A 25,070-nucleotide genomic window follows, 5' to 3' on the forward strand; every position below is an offset into this window, starting at 1 on the left:
ATTACTATTAGCTAGTATAAAGCTATGGGGGGATTTTCGTGAATAATGGTTACTCACCTATGTCTTCTAATCAACAAAATGTTTCTGTAGAGCATGATATTATCATGCGTGGCAGGCGTGTAATCGATATTACTGGTGTAAAGCAAGTAGAGAGTTTTGATAGCGAAGAGTTTTTACTTGAGACTGTAATGGGTTTTTTAACAATTCGTGGTCAAAATTTGCAAATGAAGAATTTAGATGTAGAAAAGGGTGTTGTATCAATTAAAGGGAAAGTTCATGAAATGCTGTATATTGATGAGAACCAAGGGGAGAAAACTAAAGGCTTCTTTAGTAAGTTGTTTAAATGAGCCTAACAATTCAGTTGTATACAATGCTTTCAATGATTGGAATGGGTGCTTGGATTGGTGCTTCTTTAGATACATACCAACGGTTTTTAAAACGCCAAGAGCGTAAACGTTGGCTTGTATTTATACATGATATACTATTTTGGATTGTCCAAGCATTATTCGTTTTTTATGTATTACTGCGTGTAAATGAAGCCGAACTACGTATATATGTATTTTTGGCGTTACTATGTGGTTTTGCAGCATATCAAAGCTTATTGAAAGCACTATACATGAAGATGTTAAATTTTCTCATCTATATTTTTGTACAAACAACACAATTTTTTGTTCGAATTATACAGCTACTCATGATAAAACCTGTTATTATTATAGCACAGCTATTTATTGCATTTATATTATTCTTATTTCGTATACTGCTTTCAATTGGACATGTGTTATGGAAAATGGTGATTTGGATATTACTTTTCATATGGAAAGTTTTTTTCTCGCCTGTTCGGTTTATTGCTTCGCTCATATGGAAACTTCTCCCTAATCGTGTTAAACTTTTTATAATGAAGCATGTAGGGTTCCTGCAATATGTAGCAAAATTGAAGGGACATATCTTCCAATTATGGGTGCGTATAAAAAAGAAGTTAGGGGGACCTCGGAAATGAGGGAACTGAGACAAAGAACAATCGAAAAACAGAGTCCAAATCCTGTTAAAGAACATATAATACAAACGGATGAGAACAGGAAGCGACTTTATCGCCGTTTAGCGGTTTTTCTTGTCTTTGCTTTTACAATTATTGCTAGTATTAGTGTGACGTTTTATCAACAAAACAGTTCCATTAAAGCAAAAGAAGCGAAAGTTAAGGACATGAAAAAAGAACTGGATTCATTAACGAAAAAAGAAAAGAATCTAAAAGATGAAGTTCAAAAGTTGAATGATGAAGAGTACGTTTTAAAGATTGCTAGAAGGGATTATTTCTTCTCCGGAAAAGGGGAGATAATTTTTCCTGTTTCTAAGTAGAGTATGTCTTATTGACACTGTATTTTAGGATTATATATAATAAAGTAAAATTTGACTTTTTAACCACTAAGGAGGAGCATTTTTTTTATGTCAATCGAGGTAGGCAGCAAGTTACAGGGTAAAGTAACAGGTATTACAAATTTTGGGGCTTTTGTGGAGCTGCCAGAAGGCTTAACAGGTCTTGTTCATATTAGTGAAGTTGCTGATAATTATGTGAAAGATATTAACGATCACTTAAAAGTAGGCGACCAAGTAGAAGTAAAAGTTATCAATGTTGAAAAAGATGGCAAAATTGGCCTATCTATTAAGAAAGCGAAAGAACGTGAAAAAACAGAAGGAGATCGTCCACGTGGTGAATACCAACGTGGTGGTGATCAACAACGTTCTGGACGTCCACAACGTAATAATAATCGTTCTTCCAACAGAGATAACCGCGGTGGCGGTAACGAACGAGCTCCAAAAGAAACATTTGAGCAAAAGATGGCACGCTTTTTAAAAGATAGTGAAGATCGTTTAACTTCTTTAAAGCGTAACACAGAATCTAAACGTGGTGGCCGTGGCGCACGTCGCGGATAATAAGTCCGTTTAATTCTTAACATATAGAGAGGTACCCAGAGTGATTACTCGGGTACTTTTTTATGTGAGAGAATATATTTTTAAAAAAGTTTTTGAGATGTGTTGACTTTAAAACATATCTGATGTAAGATACTAATTGTCCGTTAAATACGACGACATGGCGGTGTAGCTCAGCTGGCTAGAGCGTACGGTTCATACCCGTGAGGTCGGGGGTTCGATCCCCTCCGCCGCTATATTTAATTTAACGGCCCGTTGGTCAAGTGGTTAAGACACCGCCCTTTCACGGCGGTAACACGGGTTCGAATCCCGTACGGGTCATCTAAAAAGATCATGCAAATTTGCATGATCTTTTTTTGTTAAATATAAATTAAGATGTACAATACTTCTACAAAATCATCCTATATTTTCTGAACATTCTTTCAACTTTCTTTAAATAAATTAAATACTATGTATATATGTAGATTTATTTCGAATAAAAAGTCGAACGATTATAAAAGTCAAAACTGTTGTTTTGACAAAAATCCCAATAATCATCTTTTATAATAACAGTAATTAAACTATGCAGGTGGTGTTAAAAATATGCCTAAAGCAGGAAGGAATACTATGAACACAAGTGCATTGGCGATGAATGAAAGTCAGCTTGGAACAATAAAGTGGACGAGTAAGTTGCGAATGAAGTTTGAACAAGTTTTCTTTAGATGGGGATTCATTATTGCTGTTATTGGTTTTCTTTTGGGACGAGCATATATATTAACAAACATTTTACCGTTTGCATTGCCGTTTTTTGCTGCTGTTTATGTTATGAAGCGAGATAAAATGCCGCTCGCGTTTTTAGCCCTAATGGGGGGGGCACTTTCAGTTTCAATAGACAATTTATTTTTTACTTTTGCATCTATCTTTACCTTCTTTATTTATAATATCTTCTTTAGTCGGTTTACACGTAAAACTGTTGGACTTGTACCATTCCAAGTATTTATCTCCGCATTAACCGCGCATTTAGTTGTTGTATATTTTGCACAGCAAACCGTCACCATGTATGATCTGCTCGTCAGTACGATCGAAGCGGGGCTTAGCTTCGTATTAACGATGATATTTTTACAAAGTGTTCCGCTTTTAGTGGAAAGGAAAGGGAAGCAACAAGCGTTAGAAACAGAAGAAATTGTTTGTTTAATTATATTACTAGCATCTGTTTTAACGGGCACAACGGATTGGTTTGTTTATGATGCTTCTATTCAACATATTTTTACTAGATATTTAGTATTAGTATTTGCCTTTATTGCAGGGGCAGCTACAGGGTCCACAGTAGGAGTTGTCACTGGGTTAATATTAAGTTTAGCGAATGTGGCTAGCTTGTCTCAACTTAGTCTCCTTGCCTTTTCAGGATTGCTTGGGGGATTGTTAAAAGAAGGGAAGCGTATAGGAGTTAGTTTAGGTTTATTAATTGGTACAAGCTTAATTACATTATATGTAGACAAGCAAACAAGTATTGTAACAACTTTAATTGAATCTGGTGTAGCAATTGTTTTCTTCTTATTAACACCGAAGCTTGTTATGGATCGTATTGCTAAATTTATGCCAGGTACACAGGAGCATTCACAAGATCAACAACAATATTTAAGAAGAGTGCGCGATGTTACAGCGAACAAAATCAATCAATTTGCTAATGTATTTGCTGCTTTGTCCAATAGCTTTTCTGTATATGGGTATGTGGAGGAGGAAGATAAAGAAACAGAAGCTGATTTATTTTTAAGTACAATTACTGCAAAAACATGTCAAACATGCTTTAAGAAGGATCAATGTTGGGTAGTTAATTTTGATAAAACATACGATTATATGAAACAAATAATGAGTGAAACAGAAGAAGGAACGCTGCAGCATAATCGGAAGTTAGTTCGTGAATGGGACAAGCATTGTGTGAGAGGGAAGAAAGTAACGGATTTAGTAGCGGGTGAATTAGATCACTTCTATGAGGGGCAGAAATTAAGAAAACAAATGAAGGAAAATCGTAGAATTGTAGCGGAGCAATTACTAGGTGTATCAAAAGTGATGGAGGATTTCGCTAAGGAGATACAACGAGAAAGAGAGAACCATCAAGCACAGGAGGAGCAAATTTTACAAGCGTTTCGTGATTTTGGTGTCGAAGTGGAGCATGTTGATATTTATTGTTTAGATAGAGGAAGTATTGATATTGAAATGTTGATTCCGGCTGCATCTAATGAACACGGGGAATGTGAGAAGTTGGTTGCTCCAATGCTTTCAGATATTTTGAAAGAGAATATCGTCGTTAAGCATGAAGAGAAATCCTCATATCCAAATGGGCACAGTTTAATATCATTTGGTTCAGCGAAGACGTATTCTCTTGATACAGGATTGGCCACAGCTGCAAAAGGTGGTGGGTTTGTTTCAGGTGATTCCTACGCGATGATGGATTTGAGTGTTGGTAAATATGCACTTGCGATTAGTGATGGTATGGGAAATGGACAAAGGGCTCATATGGAGAGTAGGGAAACGGTAAAATTATTACAAAAGATACTTCAATCCGGTATTGATGAAGAAATAGCGATTAAGTCCATCAATTCGATTCTTTCTTTAAGGACGACAGAGGAGATGTATACAACGCTTGACTTGGCTATGGTAGATTTACGGGATGCGAGTGCGAAGTTTTTAAAGATTGGATCGACGCCGAGTTTTGTTAAACGCGGAAATAATATTTTGAAAATTGAGGCAAGTAATTTGCCGATGGGAATCATTGAAGATGTTGAAGTTGATGTGGTTGGTGAGCAATTAAAAACGGGTGATCTTCTTATCATGATGAGTGACGGCATTTTTGAGGGAGCGCAACATGTGGAGAATCACGAATTATGGATAAAACGTAAAATTAAAGAACTACAAACAGAGGATCCACAGGAAATTGCTGATATCATTATGGAAGAAGTAATTCGCTCTGGTGATGGTTATATAAATGATGATATGACTATTGTGGTGGCGAAAGTAAAGAAAAATATGCCGAAGTGGGCTACGATTCCAATAGTAGGAATGCAGGCACAATAAAATAATCAAAAAACCTAGGTAGATGCCTAGGTTTTTTTGATTAAAAAGGTAATGCGATTATTTTGTTAAATATACAGGAGGGATGTAAGATAAAAATGTGGATTTTGTACATCTTTTTTTTGCACAATGTTTGTAAAAGTTGTACCATTATATACAAGGTAACTAATGTTGTTGTTCTTGTTTAATGAAAGGTGATTGCGAAGTTGAAAGATGCATTTGTTGAAAAAGTAGATGACTTTGTAAAGCAGCATGATGTATTAAAGAAACATTCAACAATTGTTGTAGGGGTTTCTGGTGGTCCTGACTCTTTGGCTCTTTTATATTATTTGTTAGAAAAAAGGGCAGAAAAACAGCTCGAAATTGTAGTAGCACATGTGGACCATATGTTTAGAGGTAATGAATCTTATGAGGATTTACAGTTTGTACAGGGTCTTTGCAAAGAGCTAGGAGTTATTTGTGAAACGCTAAGGATTAATGTGTCGCAATATCAACAGCAATATGGAATGAATGCACAAGTTGCAGCTAGAGAATGCAGATATGCATTTTTGGAAAGAATAATGAAGAAATATGATGCGAGATATGTAGCTCTTGGTCACCATGGAGATGATCAAGTAGAGACGATTTTAATGCGCCTTGTACGAGGGAGTACTCCGAAAGGATACGCAGGAATTGCAGTGAAGCGATCTTTTCATAATGGATATTTAATTAGGCCGTTACTTGGGGTAACTAAGGAAGAAATTGTTGATTACTGTAATAAATTAAAAGTTATTCCGCGTATAGATCCGAGTAATAAAAAAGAAGTATATACAAGGAATCGATTACGTAAATATGTCCTTCCTTATTTGAAAGAAGAAAATCCACAAATGCATGAGAAATTTCAAAAATTTAGCGTGCAGATGCAAGAGGATGAGGCTTATTTGCAGGAATTAGCTTTTGAGAAAATGAATAAAGTAATTACAAAAAAAAGCGATAAACAAATTAGCTTATCAATTCCTGCCTTTGAATCCATGTCTATGCCTTTACAAAGAAGAGGGATTCAACTAATATTAAACTATCTTTATGAATATAAGATTCCATCTTCGCTTTCTTCTATACATATTGACAAGGTGATTGAATTTTTTAAGCGGGCACAACCTTCAGGTTCACTAGATTTTCCAGGTGGTTTGAAAATTGTTCGCACATACGAAGAATGTGGTTTTGGATTTAAACAAGAAATTGTTTCTCCTTTTTCGCAAGATTTATCAGTACCTGGGACAATTATATTGCCGAATGGGGATAAACTTGTAACAGAGGTGAGCGAAGATATACCGAGTAACATGAATGAAACAGTATTTGTTGCTAAGTATAATGATATATCGTATCCACTTCGTATTCGGTCTAGGGAAAATGGAGATCGCATGTCAATGCAAGGTATGGATGGTACAAAAAAGATAAAAGCTGTTTTTATCGAAGCGAAAGTACCAAAAGAAAAAAGAGAAGAATGGCCGATCGTTTGTGACGCAAGTGGAAATATTATTTGGGTACCCTTGTTGAAACGATCTGCATTTGCTACTTCGAAAGAGCTAGCAAAGAAGGGTAAATACATGATTATTCACTACAAAAGCAAGGAGTCTTCCGGGAGGATAATGAAATGATGAATCAAGATATCGAAAAAGTATTAATTTCTGAAGAACAAATACAAGAAAAGGTGCACGAACTAGGTGCAGTTATTGCAGAGGATTACAAAAATACAATACCTCTTGCGATTGGTGTACTAAAGGGCGCAATGCCATTTATGGCAGATTTATTAAAAAGAACAGATACATATCTTGAAATGGATTTTATGGCTGTATCTAGCTACGGTCACTCTACAGTTTCGACAGGCGAAGTAAAAATCTTAAAAGATCTTGATACTTCGGTAGAAGGTCGCGATATTTTAATCGTTGAAGATATTATTGATAGCGGTCTTACACTAAGCTATTTAGTGGACCTGTTTAAATATCGTAAAGCGAAATCTGTAAAAATTGTTACGTTATTAGATAAGCCAACAGGCCGTAAGGTTGATCTGAAAGCAGATTATGTTGGATTTACTGTTCCTCATGAATTTGTTGTAGGATATGGATTAGATTATAAAGAGCAGTACCGTAATCTTCCTTATGTAGGAGTATTAAAACCAAGTGTTTACTCAAATTAATTAAATATAGGCGTTACAATTGTATAGGAAATTTTTTCTGTGTTACGATTTACTATAGTGTTTATGCCGTGAGAGGAGGTTAGGAATGAATCGTATCTTCCGTAATACCATCTTTTATTTACTGATATTCTTAGTAGTAATTGGAATCGTGAGCTATTTTAATGGTTCGACGCAAAAAACGACATCAGTTAGCTACGATAAATTCATTACTCAACTTGAAAAAGGTGAAGTGCGTAATGTGCAGCTTCAACCGAAAAATGGTGTGTTTGAGGTAAAGGGACAATTCAAAACTTCTAGCCAAGGAGAACAATTTGTTACTTATGCACCAAATACTGAGGAATTACAAAAGAAAATTAATGATAAAGCGCAAGGGGCTGAAGTTAAGTATCAACCAGCAGAAGAAACAAGTGCTTGGGTAACGTTCTTCACTTCTATCATTCCGTTTGTCATTATCTTCATTTTATTCTTCTTCTTATTAAATCAAGCTCAGGGCGGCGGTAGCCGTGTTATGAACTTCGGGAAAAGTAAGGCGAAGCTATACAATGATGAAAAGAAAAAAATTCGTTTCAGAGATGTTGCTGGAGCGGATGAAGAGAAACAAGAACTTGTTGAGGTAGTTGAATTCTTGAAAGACCCTCGTAAGTTCGCTGAAGTTGGTGCCCGTATTCCGAAGGGTGTTCTATTAGTGGGACCTCCAGGTACAGGTAAAACTTTACTAGCACGTGCTGTTGCAGGTGAAGCAGGCGTTCCGTTCTTCTCTATTAGTGGTTCTGACTTCGTAGAGATGTTCGTCGGTGTCGGTGCATCCCGTGTACGTGATTTATTTGAAAATGCAAAGAAAAATGCTCCTTGTATCATTTTCATTGATGAAATTGATGCAGTAGGACGTCAACGTGGCGCGGGTCTTGGCGGTGGTCATGATGAGCGTGAACAAACGTTGAACCAATTGCTTGTTGAAATGGATGGATTCGGTGCAAACGAAGGTATTATTATCATCGCTGCGACAAACCGTCCTGATATTCTTGATCCAGCGTTATTACGTCCAGGTCGTTTTGACCGTCAAATTACAGTAGATCGTCCAGATGTAAATGGTCGTGAAGCTGTACTTAAAGTACACGCTCGTAATAAACCGCTTGATGAGAATGTCAACTTAAGAGCAATTGCAACTCGTACACCAGGATTCTCTGGTGCCGATCTTGAAAACTTATTAAACGAAGCTGCTTTAGTAGCTGCGCGTCAAGATAAGAAGAAAATTGATATGAGTGACATCGATGAAGCGACGGATCGTGTTATTGCAGGTCCAGCTAAGAAAAGTCGTGTTATCTCTGAAAAAGAACGTAATATTGTTGCATTCCATGAGGCTGGTCATACTGTAATTGGTGTTGTCCTTGATGAAGCAGATATCGTTCATAAAGTAACAATTGTCCCTCGTGGTCAAGCTGGTGGGTATGCGGTAATGCTTCCGAAGGAAGATCGTTACTTCATGACAAAACCAGAGTTACTTGATAAAATCACTGGTTTACTTGGTGGTCGAGTAGCTGAGGAGATTGTATTTGGTGAAGCAAGTACAGGTGCTCACAACGACTTCCAACGTGCGACTGGTATTGCAAGACGTATGGTTACAGAATTCGGGATGAGTGATAAGCTTGGACCGATGCAATTTGGTAGCTCACAAGGTGGTCAGGTATTCTTAGGAAGAGACTTCCATTCAGAACAAAACTACAGTGATGCAATCGCGCATGAGATTGATGTGGAAATGCAAATAATTATTAAAGACTGTTATGCTCGTGCGAAACAAATTCTTACTGAAAAACGAGATAAGCTTGATATTATCGCGAAAACGTTACTTGAAGTAGAAACATTAGATGCAGAGCAAATTAATCATTTATATGATTATGGCAGATTACCTGAGCGTCCAACACCTTCAGATGATGTGAAAGTAAACATCAATATGAAGAAAGACGATGAAGATACAGAAGATAAGTAAGAAACGAAGGAGTGACAATAGTCACTCCTTTTTTTTGTGGAATGAATGTAAGTAGCAAAAAAATTAAATGAAACTATTATTAAAAATTGAAATAGAGAGTAATCTTTTTGTACAATGATGAGTATAGAAAAACTGATTATATAAGTATGTGTGATATGATGTTTTTATAAGTTTTATACATACTGCGCAAATGTAGATTAAATAAGATAAGTGGTGAGAATATGATTTTTGTATTGGATGTAGGGAACACAAATGCGGTACTAGGTGTGTTTGAAGAGGGGAAACTTCGTCAGCATTGGCGCATGGAAACAGATCGTCATAAAACAGAAGATGAGTATGGGATGCTTGTAAAGCAGTTACTTGAGCATGAAGGTCTTTCTTTTGAAGATGTGAAAGGTATTATTGTGTCTTCAGTCGTACCGCCAATTATGTTCGCTTTAGAGCGTATGTGTGAAAAGTATTTTAAAATTAAACCGCTTGTAGTGGGGCCTGGGATAAAAACTGGCTTGAATATTAAATATGAAAATCCACGTGAAGTAGGCGCGGACCGAATTGTAAATGCAGTAGCAGGAATCCACTTGTATGGAAGTCCGCTTATTATTGTTGATTTTGGTACGGCTACTACATATTGTTATATTAACGAAGAGAAGCATTATATGGGTGGCGTCATTACGCCAGGAATTATGATTTCGGCAGAGGCTTTATATAGCAGAGCAGCAAAGCTTCCTCGTATTGAAATTACAAAACCGAGTAGTGTTATCGGGAAGAATACAGTAAGTGCAATGCAATCAGGTATTCTTTATGGATACGTTGGACAAGTGGAAGGTATTGTTAAGCGTATGAAGGAAGAAGCTAAGCAAGAACCGAAAGTTATTGCAACAGGTGGATTAGCAAAATTAATTTCAGAAGAATCAAATGTAATTGATATTGTAGATCCGTTTTTAACGTTAAAAGGTTTGTATATGTTATATGAACGTAATGCAAATTTACAACATGAGAAGGGTGAATAAATAAGTATGAAAGATTATTTAGTAAAAGCGTTAGCGTTTAATGGAGAGGTTCGTGCTTATAGTGTACGTACAACAAATACAGTAAGTGAGGCGCAAAAACGTCATGATACATGGAGAACAGCTTCAGCGGCACTTGGTCGTTCTTTAACTGCGGGTACAATGATGGGCGCTATGTTAAAAGGCGAGCAGAAGTTAACGATTAAAGTAGAGGGTAACGGCCCGATTGGTCCTATCTTAGTCGATGCTCATGCAAATGGAGATGTACGTGGTTATGTAACGAATCCGCATGTTGATTTTGAAGGAACGGAACAAGGAAAATTACGTGTATATCAAGCGGTAGGTACAGAAGGATTTGTAACGGTAATTAAAGATATCGGTATGCGTGAACCATTTATCGGTCAATCTCCAATTGTTTCAGGAGAACTAGGGGAAGATTTCACATATTATTTCGCGGTTTCTGAGCAGACACCTTCTTCTGTAGGTGTTGGTGTTCTTGTAAATGGAGATGATAGCGTATTAGCGGCGGGTGGATTTATTCTTCAAATTATGCCAGGTGCGCAGGAAGAAACAATTTCATTTATTGAAGAGCGTCTGCAACAAATCCCGCCGGTATCACAATTAATCGAACAAGGTCTTTCTCCAGAAGAATTACTGTATGAAGTGCTTGGAGAAGATAAAGTGAAAGTGCTAGAAACAATGGATGTTCAATTTAATTGTACATGTTCACGTGAGCGTATTGAAAGTGTGCTAATTAGTTTAGGTAAAGCGGAGTTAGAACAAATTCGTGCAGAAGAAGAAGAGACGGAAGTTCACTGTCACTTCTGTAATGAACGACATAAATTCGCTAAAGAAGATATTACAAGTCTAATTGAGAACCTGTAATAAAGAAGTTTAGGTGGAGAACCAGCCGCCCAAATAGATTGACAAACAGGGAATTTTCTGACAAAATCTAAATATAGATAAAACCAATAAAAATACTCGGTGTTAGGAGTGACAGGAATGCGAGTGGCACAATCAGTTTCAGAATTAATCGGGAAAACGCCGATCGTTAAGTTGAACCGCATCGTAGAATCAGACAGCGCAGATGTATACTTAAAATTAGAATTTATGAATCCGGGGAGCAGTGTTAAAGATCGTATCGCGTTAGCTATGATTGAAGATGCTGAAAATAAAGGATTATTAAAAGAGGGCGATACAATCATTGAGCCGACAAGTGGTAACACAGGTATTGGCTTAGCGATGGTAGCAGCTGCTAAAGGATATAAGGCAATTTTAGTAATGCCAGAAACAATGAGTATTGAGCGTCGTAATTTATTACGCGCTTACGGTGCTGAATTAGTATTGACTCCAGGACCTGAAGGAATGGGTGGAGCAATTCGAAAGGCAACTGAATTAGCAGAAGAACATGGGTACTTTATACCACAACAGTTCCAAAACCAAGCGAATCCAGAAATCCATCGTATAACAACAGGTCCAGAAATTGTTGAACAGATGGGGGATCAATTAGATGCGTTTATCGCAGGTATTGGTACAGGTGGAACAATTACAGGTGCCGGTGAAGTGCTGAAAGAAGCTTATAAAGATATCAAAATTTACGCGGTAGAACCTGCGGATTCACCAGTATTATCTGGTGGAAAGCCAGGACCACATAAGATCCAAGGAATTGGAGCGGGGTTTGTTCCGGAGACATTGGATGTAGAGGTATATGATGAAATTATTCAAGTGAAAACGGAGCAAGCGTTCGAATATGCGAGAAGAGTGGCTAGAGAAGAAGGTATTTTGGTTGGTATCTCTTCGGGAGCAGTCGTTTATGCAGCGACAGAAGTTGCGAAGAAATTAGGTAAAGGGAAAAAGGTACTTGTTATTATCCCAAGTAACGGTGAACGTTATTTAAGTACACCACTTTATCAATTTGAGTCATAATTGAATGTGATTTGAAAAGCATCCTTAAAAAAGGATGCTTTTTCTTTTTTGATTGGAAAAAGGAAAAGAGTGAATGACTAGAAAACTTCATGTAAAATAAGAAGTAGTATAATTAATTTATTTTCACTAGCCCTCAAGTATAATCATTCTCTATATAAATAATTTTATGTAGTTTGAGTTGATTGGCTTAAGAGGGTGGGATAACAGAAGACGGGGTGTTGATATGCAACGAAGAAAATCTTTAGCGCTTTCTATTCCATATCAGTTAGATTTCTTTAAGCAATATAAATTTCTTTCTCAGGATAAGCCGCAACATATTTTGTTAGAAAGTGGACGTGGTGGTCGTTATAACATTGTTGGGCTGGATCCAGTAGCGGTAATTCAGGGTAAGAATGAGACGTTACATATAAGTGAAAGTGGTAAGGAAACAATAAAGCGAGGGAATCCACTAGATTTAATGCAAGCGTATATGGAGAAATGGAAAACGGATTATAATCCGGAGTACCCACCTTTTCAAGGTGGGGCAATTGGATACTTTAGTTATGATTGTATCCGTTATATTGAAAAACTTTCTTCTCTTGCGAAGGATGATATTAATATACCTGACATATTCTTTTTGTTATTTGATGACGTGTTTGTGTATGATCAACAGGAGAGAGTATTATGGATTATTACTCATTATGTAGATGAGTGTGAAGAGGCAGAAGAGCGATTAAATGAATGGAAGGGTCTTTGGATGAAAGAAGCACCCAAAGTGACTATGCCGTTTGAATGTCCTGAAAAGAAAAATGAAGCAGTCGCTTTTACGGAAGAGGGCTTTATGAAGGCTGTTGAACGTATTCAAGAATATATCGGAGCGGGTGATGTGTTTCAAGTAAACTTGTCAACAAGACAAGAAAGAACATTACAAACACATCCACTAGAAATATATACAAGTCTTCGTGAAATTAATCCATCTCCATATATGGGTTACTTGGAGTTTGGAGATTTTCAAATTGTTAGTGCTTCGCCTGAATTACTAATTAAAAAGCAAGGAAAAGAAGTGAGTACAAGACCAATTGCCGGTACGCGCTCTCGAGGAGCGAGTGAGCAAGAGGATGAGGAATTAGCGAAAGAATTAATTGAAAACGAAAAGGAAAGAGCAGAGCATGTAATGCTTGTGGATTTAGAACGAAATGACTTGGGCCGTGTTTGTAAATATGGCACTGTTGAAGTAGATGAATTTATGGTAATTGAAAAATACTCACACGTTATGCATATTGTTTCTAATGTGCGTGGTGAGGTGGAAGCAGATAAAGATGCTTTCGATTTGGTGAAGGCTGTATTTCCTGGTGGGACAATTACCGGTGCCCCGAAAATACGTACGATGGAAATTATTGAAGAATTAGAACCTGTTCGCCGAGGGATTTATACGGGTTCAATTGGTTGGATTGGTTATTCTGGAGATACGGAATTGAATATTGTAATCCGAACACTGCTTGCTAAAGATGGACAAGCGCATGTGCAAGCTGGAGCGGGTATTGTAATTGATTCAAATCCAAAAAATGAATATAAAGAGTCGTTAAAAAAAGCAATCGCTTTATGGCGTGCAAAAGAAAGTAGCGAAGAAACGGTTAGGTGAGAGAAATGATATTAATGATTGATAATTATGATTCTTTTACATTTAATTTAGTGCAGTTTCTTGGAGAACTTGGACAAGAGCTTGTTGTTAAGCGTAATGATGAAGTGACTATTTCGGATATTGAGAATATGAAACCGGATTTTTTAATGATTTCGCCAGGTCCATGTAGCCCTAATGAGGCGGGAATCAGTATGGATGTTATTAAATATTTTGCAGGTAAGCTTCCGATTTTTGGGGTCTGTCTTGGACATCAATCCATTGCACAAGTATTTGGAGGGGATGTTGTCAGGGCAGAGCGTTTGATGCATGGAAAAACATCTTTAATGCATCATGATGGGCAGACGATTTTTTCTGATATTCCAAATCCATTTACCGCGACACGTTATCACTCTCTTATCGTAAAAAAAGAGACGTTACCGAATTGTTTAGAGATAACATCTTGGACTGAAGAAGGTGAAATTATGGCACTTCGTCATAAAACGTTGCCGATTGAAGGGGTACAATTCCATCCGGAATCTATTATGACTTCTCACGGGAAAGAGTTGCTACAGAATTTCATTCGCAAATATAGCCCAAGTGTGACATCGTGTTAATTTACGTAAATGGTACGTATGTAGAAGCGAGTGAAGCGAAAATTTCTCCGTATGACCACGGTTACCTATATGGGCTTGGGGTTTTTGAGACGTTTCGTATTTATAATGGTCATCCCTTTTTATTGGATGATCATTATGAACGCTTAATGGGTGCGCTCGATATATTGCAAATCAAATGGACAATGACAAAAGATGAAGTGATGCTTATTTTAAAGAATCTACTCGTTAAGAATGGGTTAAAGCATGCATATGTGCGCTTAAATGTATCGGCGGGTATAGATGAAATAGGATTACAAACGGAAGTATATGAAGAACCGTCTGTTATTGTTTTTATAAAACCTTTAGCAGCTCCAGGGAATGTAGTGGAAAAAGAAGGAGTTATGTTAAAGCAAGTGAGAAATACACCAGAGGGTGCATTTCGCTTGAAGTCCCATCATTATTTAAATAATATTTTAGGGAAACGCGAAATTGGAAATGTTGTGAATAAGGAAGGTGTTTTTCTTACCGAAACAGGTTATGTTGCAGAGGGTATTGTTTCGAATCTCTTTTTTGTTAAAGGGGATATTTTATATACTCCTTCATTAGAAACAGGGATTTTAAACGGAATCACTCGTGCGTTTATTATAAAGGCCGCTGAAGAGCTAGATATAGAAGTAAAGGAAGGTTTCTTTACAAAAGATGAATTGCTTTCAGCGGATGAAGTGTTCGTAACGAACTCTATTCAAGAGATTGTTCCCCTTTATCGTATAGAGGAGAAAGATTTCCCGGGTAAAGTGGGAGTGGTTACAAAAAGACTTATGGATCTTTATGGAGTGCAGAGAGAGAAATTGTGGGGCAGAAATGAATTGCGAAGAGGAGATGTGTAGTTTGAAGTGGGATTATGATTTGCGCTGCGGCGAATATACATTGAACTTAAATGAAAAGACATTAATTATGGGGATTTTAAATGTAACGCCAGATTCATTTTCTGATGGTGGGAGTTACAACGAAGTAGATGCTGCAGTGCGACATGCGAAAGAAATGAAAAATGAAGGTGCTCATATTATTGATATTGGCGGCGAATCTACTCGACCGGGTTTCGCTAAAGTTTCAGTAGAAGAAGAAATAAAGCGAGTTGTTCCAATGATTCAGGCAGTGTCAAAAGAAGCAAAGCTACCTATTTCTATTGATACGTATAAAGCTGAAGTTGCGAAACAAGCGATTGAAGCTGGTGCTCATATTATTAATGATATTTGGGGAGCGAAGGCTGAACCGAAGATTGCTGAAGTTGCAGCTTATTATGATGTGCCTATTATCTTAATGCATAACCGAGATAATATGAACTACCGCAACTTAATGGCTGATATGATTGCTGATTTGTATGAGAGTATTAAAATTGCTAAAGATGCGGGCGTGCGAGATGAGAATATTATTTTAGACCCAGGTATTGGCTTTGCGAAAACACCTGAGCAAAATTTAGAAGCGATGCGTAATTTAGAGCAGTTAAATGTACTGGGTTACCCAGTACTATTAGGTACTTCAAGAAAGTCCTTTATTGGCCATGTATTAGATTTACCAGTGGAGGAACGTCTTGAAGGAACGGGCGCTACCGTTTGTCTTGGTATTGAAAAGGGCTGTGAGTTTATCCGTGTTCATGATGTGAAAGAAATGGCGCGTATGGCTAAGATGATGGATGCAATGATTGGTAAGGGGGCAAAGTAATTGGATAAAATTTATATCCATGATATGGAGTTTTACGGTTATCATGGTGTATTCCCGGAAGAAAATAAATTGGGTCAGAGATTTAAAGTCGATTTAACGGTGGAGTTGGATTTAAAACGTGCAGGAGAAAGTGACGACTTAGAGCATTCTGTCAATTACGGGGAGCTTTTCGAACTATGTAGAAAAGTTGTTGAAGATAGAACGTATAAGCTTGTAGAAAGTATCGCTGAAAATATCGCTACAGATATATTGAAACAATATGAGGGTATTTCACAATGTACAATTAAGGTAATTAAACCAGATCCGCCGATACCGGGGCATTATCGTGCTGTAGCGGTAGAAATTACGAGAGAACGTCCATGAATAATATAGCGTACATTGCATTAGGTTCGAATATTGGGGAGCGTTATATTTATTTAACTGAAGCAATTCAGTTTTTAAATAAAAACCAGCATATCCAAGTCGATGATGTTTCGTCTGTATATGAAACTGATCCGGTTGGCTATACTGACCAAAATTGCTTTTTAAATTTAGTTATAAAAATTTCTACCAATTTATCACCGCAAGAATTATTGAAAGTAACGCAAAAGGTAGAGAATGACCTAGGAAGAAAAAGGGAAATTAGATGGGGCCCGAGGACCATCGACCTTGACATTTTACTATATAATCAAGAAAATATTGAAGCAGAGAATCTTATTGTTCCGCATCCGCGGATGTTCGAAAGAGCTTTTGTTATCGTTCCGTTGTTAGAGATTAATCAAGATATAAAACAAAACATTTCACGTTCACAAGTAGAAGAAATGAAAAGGCGAGAGGGAGTAACGGTATGGAAGCAGAAAAATGGGGAAGACGCATTCGTGCTTTTCGAAAGCTAAAAGGCTATACGCAAGAAGGTTTTGCGAAAGAATTAGGGGTATCTGTATCGGTTTTAGGTGAAGTTGAGAGGGGCAATAGATCACCTTCCCAAGATTTTGTAGTAGAAGTCGCTAAAACATTAAACGTTTCAATAGACGAATTGATGCCAAAGTGACCGTAAAGGAAGGAGTAAGTCGGGTGTTAAAGATTGCAAATATTGAGATGAAAAATCCAGTTGTACTAGCACCGATGGCGGGAGTGTGTAACTCTGCATTCCGTTTGACAGTAAAAGAATTTGGTGCAGGTCTAGTTTGTGCTGAAATGGTAAGTGATAAGGCAATATTACTTAATAACAAAAGAACATTAGATATGTTATATATCGATGAGAGAGAAAAGCCATTAAGTTTACAAATTTTTGGTGGAGAGAAAGAAACTCTTGTAGATGCTGCGAAATACGTAGATAAATATACGACAGCAGATATTATTGATATTAATATGGGTTGCCCAGTACCGAAAATCACTAAGTGTGATGCGGGAGCAAAGTGGCTTTTAGACCCAAATAAAATATATGAGATGGTAGCGGCAGTTGTAGATGCAGTTGAAAAACCAGTTACAGTTAAAATGCGTATTGGTTGGGATGAAGATCATATTTTTGCAGTTGAAAACGCTAGAGCTGTTGAGCGTGCTGGTGGGCAAGCTGTAGCAGTTCATGGACGTACACGAGTGCAAATGTATGAAGGGAAAGCGGATTGGGATATTATTAAACAAGTAAAGCAATCTGTGAATATCCCGGTTATCGGAAATGGTGATGTGGAAACACCGCAAGATGCAAAGCGTATGCTTGATGAAGTTGGTGTAGATGGAGTTATGATTGGTCGCGCTGCTCTTGGAGACCCGTGGATGATTTATCGTACGGTAAAGTATTTAGAGACAGGTGAATTAATGCCGGAACCAACAGTGCGTGAGAAAATTGATGTATGTATGTTGCATCTAGATCGTCTTATCGATTTAAAGAACGAAAATGTCGCTGTAAGAGAGATGAGAAAGCATGCAGCTTGGTATTTAAAAGGTGTTCGTGGTAATGCGAGTGTGCGCAATGGTATCAATATTTGTAACACACGTGAGGACCTTGCGAATTTATTAGGTGCATTTGTAGAAGAAGTAGAAGCGAAACAACAAACAATTTATGTTGGTTAATAAGGGGACATAGGAGATTGACATTCTTCTATACACTTCCTATAATTACGTGAAAGAAAGAAGAACTGCCAGTTGGTTGCTGGCAGTTTTTCTAGTTGAGTAGAAAATGCTATACTGTATATATTGTAAAATTTAATAGAGCTGGAGTGATATCAATATCATGGATAACATGAACCACGAAGAATTAAACGACCAATTGCTTGTTCGTCGTGAAAAGCTACATAATTTACGTGAGCAAGGAATCGATCCGTTCGGTAAACGATTTGAACGCACAAATTCAACAACGGACTTAGTAAGTCTATATGGAGAATTCTCTAAAGAAGAATTAGAAGAGAAAGAAATCACTGTTTCTATCGCTGGTCGTATTATGACAAAACGCGGTAAAGGAAAAGCGGGATTTGCGCACGTTCAAGATTTACAGGGGCAAGTTCAAATTTATGTTCGTAAAGATACTGTTGGAGATGAAGAGTACGAGTTATTTACGACAGCAGATTTAGGTGACTTAGTAGGTATTGAAGGTAAAGTGTTCAAAACAAACGTTGGAGAACTTTCAGTAAAAGCGACAGGATTTACACTTTTAACGAAGTCTCTTCGTCCATTACCGGATAAATATCATGGATTAAAAGATGTTGAACAACGCTACCGTCAACGTTACTTAGACTTAATTACAAGTATGGAAAGCCGTGAAACGTTCGTTACCCGTAGTAAAATCATTCGTGAAATGAGAAGATATTTAGATGACAACGGTTATCTTGAAGTAGAAACGCCTATGATGCACGCGATTGCAGGTGGAGCATCTGCTCGTCCTTTCACTACGCACCATAATGCGTTAGATATGGAATTGTATATGCGTATCGCAATTGAACTTCATTTAAAACGTCTTATTGTGGGCGGATTAGAAAAAGTTTATGAAATCGGCCGTGTATTCCGTAATGAGGGTGTATCAACTCGTCATAACCCTGAGTTTACGATGATTGAATTATATGAAGCGTACGCTGATTATAATGATATTATGAAACTAACAGAAAATATGGTTGCTCATATCGCGAAAAAAGTATTGGGTACAACAACAATCCAATATGGTGATTATGAAATTAATCTAGAACCAGAATGGACACGTCTTCATATGGTAGATGCAATTAAGCAACACTCTGGAGCGGATTTCTGGAATCCAATGAGTGTAGAAGAAGCGCGTGAACTTGCAAAAGAACATAATGTAGAAATTAAGGATACAATGGAAGTTGGTCATATTATTAATGAATTCTTCGAACAAAAAGTAGAAGATAAATTAATTCAACCGACATTTATTTACGGTCATCCGGTAGAGATTTCACCACTTGCGAAAAAGAATGATGAAGATCCACGATTCACAGATCGTTTCGAATTATTCATTGTTGCTCGTGAACATGCGAATGCATTCACTGAGTTAAATGATCCAATCGATCAAAAGGAACGTTTTGAAGCTCAATTAAAAGAGCGTGAGCAAGGTAATGATGAAGCTCATATGATGGATGATGACTATATCGAAGCTCTTGAGTATGGTATGCCTCCTACGGGCGGATTAGGAATCGGTATTGATCGTCTTGTTATGTTATTAACAAACGCACCATCTATTCGTGACGTACTATTATTCCCAGCTATGCGCCATAAACAAGACTAAGCTTTGGAGATTTCTCCAAAGCTTTTTTTATTTCTTTATTTGAGGGGAGAGAAACCTTCTATTAAAAAGAAAGTGAGATTACTGCTCGTTGAATGGATGCCAAATTAAAAAACTATACTTATATAGAAGAAAGGTGCTGTTTTTATGCTTTCTTACTAAGTTGAAAATTTTATTAGAAAAACTATTGCATTTCATTTTTCTACATGATATATTAATAACCGTCGCTGATGCGGAAACGCAGAAAACGACAAAAAAGAAATTGAAAAACTTAGTTGACATCGAAAAATGAAGATGTTAACATAAGGAAGTCGCAAATGAGCGACTAAGTAGTTCTTTGAAAACTGAACGAAACAAACAACGTAAACGTCAATTTTTATTTTTAGATGCTAGACAAACTAACTTTATTGGAGAGTTTGATCCTGGCTCAGGATGAACGCTGGCGGCGTGCCTAATACATGCAAGTCGAGCGAATGGATTAAGAGCTTGCTCTTATGAAGTTAGCGGCGGACGGGTGAGTAACACGTGGGTAACCTACCCATAAGACTGGGATAACTCCGGGAAACCGGGGCTAATACCGGATAATATTTTGAACTGCATAGTTCGAAATTGAAAGGCGGCTTCGGCTGTCACTTATGGATGGACCCGCGTCGCATTAGCTAGTTGGTGAGGTAACGGCTCACCAAGGCAACGATGCGTAGCCGACCTGAGAGGGTGATCGGCCACACTGGGACTGAGACACGGCCCAGACTCCTACGGGAGGCAGCAGTAGGGAATCTTCCGCAATGGACGAAAGTCTGACGGAGCAACGCCGCGTGAGTGATGAAGGCTTTCGGGTCGTAAAACTCTGTTGTTAGGGAAGAACAAGTGCTAGTTGAATAAGCTGGCACCTTGACGGTACCTAACCAGAAAGCCACGGCTAACTACGTGCCAGCAGCCGCGGTAATACGTAGGTGGCAAGCGTTATCCGGAATTATTGGGCGTAAAGCGCGCGCAGGTGGTTTCTTAAGTCTGATGTGAAAGCCCACGGCTCAACCGTGGAGGGTCATTGGAAACTGGGAGACTTGAGTGCAGAAGAGGAAAGTGGAATTCCATGTGTAGCGGTGAAATGCGTAGAGATATGGAGGAACACCAGTGGCGAAGGCGACTTTCTGGTCTGTAACTGACACTGAGGCGCGAAAGCGTGGGGAGCAAACAGGATTAGATACCCTGGTAGTCCACGCCGTAAACGATGAGTGCTAAGTGTTAGAGGGTTTCCGCCCTTTAGTGCTGAAGTTAACGCATTAAGCACTCCGCCTGGGGAGTACGGCCGCAAGGCTGAAACTCAAAGGAATTGACGGGGGCCCGCACAAGCGGTGGAGCATGTGGTTTAATTCGAAGCAACGCGAAGAACCTTACCAGGTCTTGACATCCTCTGAAAACTCTAGAGATAGAGCTTCTCCTTCGGGAGCAGAGTGACAGGTGGTGCATGGTTGTCGTCAGCTCGTGTCGTGAGATGTTGGGTTAAGTCCCGCAACGAGCGCAACCCTTGATCTTAGTTGCCATCATTAAGTTGGGCACTCTAAGGTGACTGCCGGTGACAAACCGGAGGAAGGTGGGGATGACGTCAAATCATCATGCCCCTTATGACCTGGGCTACACACGTGCTACAATGGACGGTACAAAGAGCTGCAAGACCGCGAGGTGGAGCTAATCTCATAAAACCGTTCTCAGTTCGGATTGTAGGCTGCAACTCGCCTACATGAAGCTGGAATCGCTAGTAATCGCGGATCAGCATGCCGCGGTGAATACGTTCCCGGGCCTTGTACACACCGCCCGTCACACCACGAGAGTTTGTAACACCCGAAGTCGGTGGGGTAACCTTTATGGAGCCAGCCGCCTAAGGTGGGACAGATGATTGGGGTGAAGTCGTAACAAGGTAGCCGTATCGGAAGGTGCGGCTGGATCACCTCCTTTCTATGGAGAATTGATGAACGCAGTTCATCAATAAACGTTGACTTGTTTTGTTTCGTTCAGTTTTGAGAGAACTATCTCTCAAGTTTAAATGTATGTTCTTTGAAAACTAGATAACAGTGTAGCTCATATTTTTTTAATTTTAGTTTGGTTAAGTTAGAAAGGGCGCACGGTGGATGCCTTGACACTAGGAGTCGATGAAGGACGGGACTAACGCCGATATGCTTCGGGGAGCTGTAAGTAAGCTTTGATCCGAAGATTTCCGAATGGGGAAACCCACTATACGTAATGGTATGGTATCCTTACCTGAATACATAGGGTATGGAAGACAGACCCAGGGAACTGAAACATCTAAGTACCTGGAGGAAGAGAAAGCAAATGCGATTTCCTGAGTAGCGGCGAGCGAAACGGAATCTAGCCCAAACCAAGAGGCTTGCCTCTTGGGGTTGTAGGACATTCTATACGGAGTTACAAAGGAACGAGGTAGACGAAGCGACCTGGAAAGGTCCGTCACAGAGGGTAATAACCCCGTAGTCGAAACTTCGTTCTCTCTTGAATGTATCCTGAGTACGGCGGAACACGTGAAATTCCGTCGGAATCTGGGAGGACCATCTCCCAAGGCTAAATACTCCCTAGTGATCGATAGTGAACCAGTACCGTGAGGGAAAGGTGAAAAGCACCCCGGAAGGGGAGTGAAAGAGATCCTGAAACCGTGTGCCTACAAATAGTCAGAGCCCGTTAATGGGTGATGGCGTGCCTTTTGTAGAATGAACCGGCGAGTTACGATCCCGTGCGAGGTTAAGCTGAAGAGGCGGAGCCGCAGCGAAAGCGAGTCTGAATAGGGCGTTTAGTACGTGGTCGTAGACCCGAAACCAGGTGATCTACCCATGTCCAGGGTGAAGTTCAGGTAACACTGAATGGAGGCCCGAACCCACGCACGTTGAAAAGTGCGGGGATGAGGTGTGGGTAGCGGAGAAATTCCAATCGAACCTGGAGATAGCTGGTTCTCCCCGAAATAGCTTTAGGGCTAGCCTTAAGTGTAAGAGTCTTGGAGGTAGAGCACTGATTGAACTAGGGGTCCTCATCGGATTACCGAATTCAGTCAAACTCCGAATGCCAATGACTTATCCTTAGGAGTCAGACTGCGAGTGATAAGATCCGTAGTCAAGAGGGAAACAGCCCAGATCGCCAGCTAAGGTCCCAAAGTGTGTATTAAGTGGAAAAGGATGTGGAGTTGCTTAGACAACTAGGATGTTGGCTCAGAAGCAGCCACCATTTAAAGAGTGCGTAATAGCTCACTAGTCGAGTGACTCTGCGCCGAAAATGTACCGGGGCTAAATACACCACCGAAGCTGCGAATTGATACCAATGGTATCAGTGGTAGGGGAGCGTTCTAAGTGCAGTGAAGTCAGACCGGAAGGACTGGTGGAGCGCTTAGAAGTGAGAATGCCGGTATGAGTAGCGAAAGACGGGTGAGAATCCCGTCCACCGAATGCCTAAGGTTTCCTGAGGAAGGCTCGTCCGCTCAGGGTTAGTCAGGACCTAAGCCGAGGCCGACAGGCGTAGGCGATGGACAACAGGTTGATATTCCTGTACCACCTCTTTATCGTTTGAGCAATGGAGGGACGCAGAAGGATAGAAGAAGCGTGCGATTGGTTGTGCACGTCCAAGCAGTTAGGCTGATAAGTAGGCAAATCCGCTTATCGTGAAGGCTGAGCTGTGATGGGGAAGCTCCTTATGGAGCGAAGTCTTTGATTCCCCGCTGCCAAGAAAAGCTTCTAGCGAGATAAAAGGTGCCTGTACCGCAAACCGACACAGGTAGGCGAGGAGAGAATCCTAAGGTGTGCGAGAGAACTCTGGTTAAGGAACTCGGCAAAATGACCCCGTAACTTCGGGAGAAGGGGTGCTTTCTTAACGGAAAGCCGCAGTGAATAGGCCCAAGCGACTGTTTAGCAAAAACACAGGTCTCTGCGAAGCCGTAAGGCGAAGTATAGGGGCTGACACCTGCCCGGTGCTGGAAGGTTAAGGAGAGGGGTTAGCGTAAGCGAAGCTCTGAACTGAAGCCCCAGTAAACGGCGGCCGTAACTATAACGGTCCTAAGGTAGCGAAATTCCTTGTCGGGTAAGTTCCGACCCGCACGAAAGGTGTAACGATTTGGGCACTGTCTCAACCAGAGACTCGGTGAAATTATAGTACCTGTGAAGATGCAGGTTACCCGCGACAGGACGGAAAGACCCCGTGGAGCTTTACTGTAGCCTGATATTGAATTTTGGTACAGTTTGTACAGGATAGGCGGGAGCCATTGAAACCGGAGCGCTAGCTTCGGTGGAGGCGCTGGTGGGATACCGCCCTGACTGTATTGAAATTCTAACCTACGGGTCTTATCGACCCGGGAGACAGTGTCAGGTGGGCAGTTTGACTGGGGCGGTCGCCTCCTAAAGTGTAACGGAGGCGCCCAAAGGTTCCCTCAGAATGGTTGGAAATCATTCGTAGAGTGCAAAGGCATAAGGGAGCTTGACTGCGAGACCTACAAGTCGAGCAGGGACGAAAGTCGGGCTTAGTGATCCGGTGGTTCCGCATGGAAGGGCCATCGCTCAACGGATAAAAGCTACCCCGGGGATAACAGGCTTATCTCCCCCAAGAGTCCACATCGACGGGGAGGTTTGGCACCTCGATGTCGGCTCATCGCATCCTGGGGCTGTAGTCGGTCCCAAGGGTTGGGCTGTTCGCCCATTAAAGCGGTACGCGAGCTGGGTTCAGAACGTCGTGAGACAGTTCGGTCCCTATCCGTCGTGGGCGCAGGAAATTTGAGAGGAGCTGTCCTTAGTACGAGAGGACCGGGATGGACGCACCGCTGGTGTACCAGTTGTTCTGCCAAGGGCATAGCTGGGTAGCTATGTGCGGAAGGGATAAGTGCTGAAAGCATCTAAGCATGAAGCCCCCCTCAAGATGAGATTTCCCATAGCGTAAGCTAGTAAGATCCCTGAAAGATGATCAGGTTGATAGGTTCGAGGTGGAAGCATGGTGACATGTGGAGCTGACGAATACTAATAGATCGAGGACTTAACCATATAATATGAAGCAATGTTATCTAGTTTTGAAAGAATATAAAAAACTTGTTGACTTTCAAAAGTAAATGAGTTATAATAATTCTTGTCTTAAATGAATACAGTCTGGTAATGATGGCAGAGAGGTCACACCCGTTCCCATACCGAACACGGAAGTTAAGCTCTCTAGCGCCGATGGTAGTTGGGACCTTGTCCCTGTGAGAGTAGGACGTTGCCAGGCAATTCGGAGGATTAGCTCAGCTGGGAGAGCACCTGCCTTACAAGCAGGGGGTCGGCGGTTCGATCCCGTCATCCTCCACCATTTAGCCGACTTAGCTCAATTGGTAGAGCAACTGACTTGTAATCAGTAGGT

General features: G+C 39.9%; 20 protein-coding genes, 4 tRNA genes and 3 rRNA genes (1 of these 27 running past the window's edge). All 27 read left to right on the forward strand.

Features of this window, described 5'->3' with window-relative positions; translation table 11 throughout:
- Positions 1-38: 38 nt before the first annotated feature.
- Positions 39-347 carry a sporulation protein YabP gene (yabP, locus tag NSQ47_RS20955; RefSeq protein ID WP_001059101.1) on the forward strand — a complete coding sequence of 103 codons (309 nt, stop codon included), beginning with the start codon at positions 39-41 and terminating at the stop codon, positions 345-347.
- Positions 344-997 (forward strand): spore cortex biosynthesis protein YabQ, encoded by a 654-nt coding sequence (gene yabQ, locus NSQ47_RS20960; RefSeq protein ID WP_002091573.1) that lies wholly within the window; start codon positions 344-346, stop codon positions 995-997. Before yabP ends, yabQ begins: the two co-directional genes overlap by 4 nt.
- Entirely contained in the window at positions 994-1,353 is a 360-nt protein-coding gene (gene divIC / locus NSQ47_RS20965; protein ID WP_002124547.1) for a cell division protein DivIC, read from the forward strand. The genes yabQ and divIC overlap by 4 nt, the downstream gene beginning before the upstream one ends.
- A gap of 87 nt (positions 1,354-1,440) precedes the next feature.
- Complete coding sequence (locus NSQ47_RS20970) at positions 1,441-1,929, forward strand: S1 domain-containing RNA-binding protein (RefSeq protein WP_002063394.1); 489 nt, start codon at positions 1,441-1,443, stop codon at positions 1,927-1,929.
- A 159-nt stretch (positions 1,930-2,088) separates the two neighbouring features.
- Positions 2,089-2,162: transfer RNA gene (locus NSQ47_RS20975), tRNA-Met, on the forward strand.
- Between the two features lie 13 nt (positions 2,163-2,175).
- A tRNA-Glu gene (locus NSQ47_RS20980) sits at positions 2,176-2,247 on the forward strand.
- 261 nt (positions 2,248-2,508) lie between these two features.
- Complete coding sequence (gene spoIIE / locus NSQ47_RS20985) at positions 2,509-4,980, forward strand: stage II sporulation protein E (protein WP_002107303.1); 2,472 nt, start codon at positions 2,509-2,511, stop codon at positions 4,978-4,980.
- A 203-nt stretch (positions 4,981-5,183) separates the two neighbouring features.
- On the forward strand, positions 5,184-6,614 hold the full coding sequence (gene tilS / locus NSQ47_RS20990) for a tRNA lysidine(34) synthetase TilS (protein ID WP_002107305.1): 1,431 nt from the start codon (positions 5,184-5,186) through the stop codon (positions 6,612-6,614).
- A complete protein-coding gene (hpt, locus tag NSQ47_RS20995) occupies positions 6,611-7,153 on the forward strand; it encodes a hypoxanthine phosphoribosyltransferase (protein WP_002107307.1) in 543 nt (180 codons plus the stop codon). Before tilS ends, hpt begins: the two co-directional genes overlap by 4 nt.
- Before the next feature lie 85 nt (positions 7,154-7,238).
- Positions 7,239-9,140 (forward strand): ATP-dependent zinc metalloprotease FtsH, encoded by a 1,902-nt coding sequence (gene ftsH / locus NSQ47_RS21000; protein ID WP_016106821.1) that lies wholly within the window; start codon positions 7,239-7,241, stop codon positions 9,138-9,140.
- Between the two features lie 221 nt (positions 9,141-9,361).
- Positions 9,362-10,150 (forward strand): type III pantothenate kinase, encoded by a 789-nt coding sequence (locus NSQ47_RS21005; protein ID WP_002144522.1) that lies wholly within the window; start codon positions 9,362-9,364, stop codon positions 10,148-10,150.
- 6 nt (positions 10,151-10,156) lie between these two features.
- The gene (gene hslO, locus NSQ47_RS21010; protein WP_002091564.1) at positions 10,157-11,032 is read left to right on the forward strand and encodes a redox-regulated molecular chaperone HslO; all 876 of its coding nucleotides are present in this window, start codon (positions 10,157-10,159) and stop codon (positions 11,030-11,032) included.
- Positions 11,033-11,149: 117 nt separating this feature from the next.
- Positions 11,150-12,073, forward strand: coding sequence for a cysteine synthase A (gene cysK / locus NSQ47_RS21015; RefSeq protein ID WP_002107314.1), 924 nt, complete (start codon positions 11,150-11,152; stop codon positions 12,071-12,073).
- A 223-nt stretch (positions 12,074-12,296) separates the two neighbouring features.
- Complete coding sequence (trpE, locus tag NSQ47_RS21020; RefSeq protein ID WP_002107316.1) at positions 12,297-13,694, forward strand: anthranilate synthase component I; 1,398 nt, start codon at positions 12,297-12,299, stop codon at positions 13,692-13,694.
- A 5-nt stretch (positions 13,695-13,699) separates the two neighbouring features.
- Positions 13,700-14,287 carry an aminodeoxychorismate/anthranilate synthase component II gene (gene pabA, locus NSQ47_RS21025; protein ID WP_002113273.1) on the forward strand — a complete coding sequence of 196 codons (588 nt, stop codon included), beginning with the start codon at positions 13,700-13,702 and terminating at the stop codon, positions 14,285-14,287.
- The gene (gene pabC, locus NSQ47_RS21030; RefSeq protein ID WP_341037948.1) at positions 14,281-15,153 is read left to right on the forward strand and encodes an aminodeoxychorismate lyase; all 873 of its coding nucleotides are present in this window, start codon (positions 14,281-14,283) and stop codon (positions 15,151-15,153) included. Before pabA ends, pabC begins: the two co-directional genes overlap by 7 nt.
- On the forward strand, positions 15,128-15,988 hold the full coding sequence (folP, locus tag NSQ47_RS21035; protein ID WP_002107320.1) for a dihydropteroate synthase: 861 nt from the start codon (positions 15,128-15,130) through the stop codon (positions 15,986-15,988). Before pabC ends, folP begins: the two co-directional genes overlap by 26 nt.
- Positions 15,989-16,351: a dihydroneopterin aldolase gene (gene folB, locus NSQ47_RS21040; RefSeq protein WP_002159624.1), complete on the forward strand. Its 363-nt coding sequence runs from the start codon at positions 15,989-15,991 to the stop codon at positions 16,349-16,351.
- Positions 16,348-16,863 (forward strand): 2-amino-4-hydroxy-6-hydroxymethyldihydropteridine diphosphokinase, encoded by a 516-nt coding sequence (folK, locus tag NSQ47_RS21045; protein ID WP_002144510.1) that lies wholly within the window; start codon positions 16,348-16,350, stop codon positions 16,861-16,863. The genes folB and folK overlap by 4 nt, the downstream gene beginning before the upstream one ends.
- Positions 16,815-17,018, forward strand: coding sequence for a helix-turn-helix domain-containing protein (locus tag NSQ47_RS21050; RefSeq protein ID WP_002009706.1), 204 nt, complete (start codon positions 16,815-16,817; stop codon positions 17,016-17,018). The genes folK and NSQ47_RS21050 overlap by 49 nt, the downstream gene beginning before the upstream one ends.
- 23 nt (positions 17,019-17,041) lie before the next feature.
- Positions 17,042-18,040, forward strand: a complete 999-nt coding sequence (dusB, locus tag NSQ47_RS21055) for a tRNA dihydrouridine synthase DusB (protein WP_002159621.1) — start codon at positions 17,042-17,044, stop codon at positions 18,038-18,040.
- A 160-nt stretch (positions 18,041-18,200) separates the two neighbouring features.
- Positions 18,201-19,700, forward strand: a complete 1,500-nt coding sequence (lysS, locus tag NSQ47_RS21060) for a lysine--tRNA ligase (RefSeq protein WP_002159620.1) — start codon at positions 18,201-18,203, stop codon at positions 19,698-19,700.
- A gap of 401 nt (positions 19,701-20,101) precedes the next feature.
- Positions 20,102-21,653, forward strand: a 16S ribosomal RNA gene (locus NSQ47_RS21065).
- Positions 21,654-21,799: 146 nt separating this feature from the next.
- Positions 21,800-24,721: ribosomal RNA gene (locus NSQ47_RS21070) — 23S ribosomal RNA — on the forward strand.
- A gap of 101 nt (positions 24,722-24,822) precedes the next feature.
- Positions 24,823-24,938 (forward strand): 5S ribosomal RNA (rrf, locus tag NSQ47_RS21075).
- The 16S, 23S and 5S rRNA genes sit together here with 2 tRNA genes alongside, the layout of an rRNA operon.
- Before the next feature lie 5 nt (positions 24,939-24,943).
- A tRNA-Val gene (locus tag NSQ47_RS21080) sits at positions 24,944-25,019 on the forward strand.
- 4 nt (positions 25,020-25,023) lie between these two features.
- Positions 25,024-25,070: transfer RNA gene (locus NSQ47_RS21085), tRNA-Thr, on the forward strand (it continues 29 nt past the right edge of the window).

It is taken from the genome of Bacillus sp. FSL R10-2780, assembly GCF_038006125.1.
Classification (GTDB): Bacteria; Bacillota; Bacilli; order Bacillales; family Bacillaceae_G; genus Bacillus_A; species Bacillus_A cereus_U.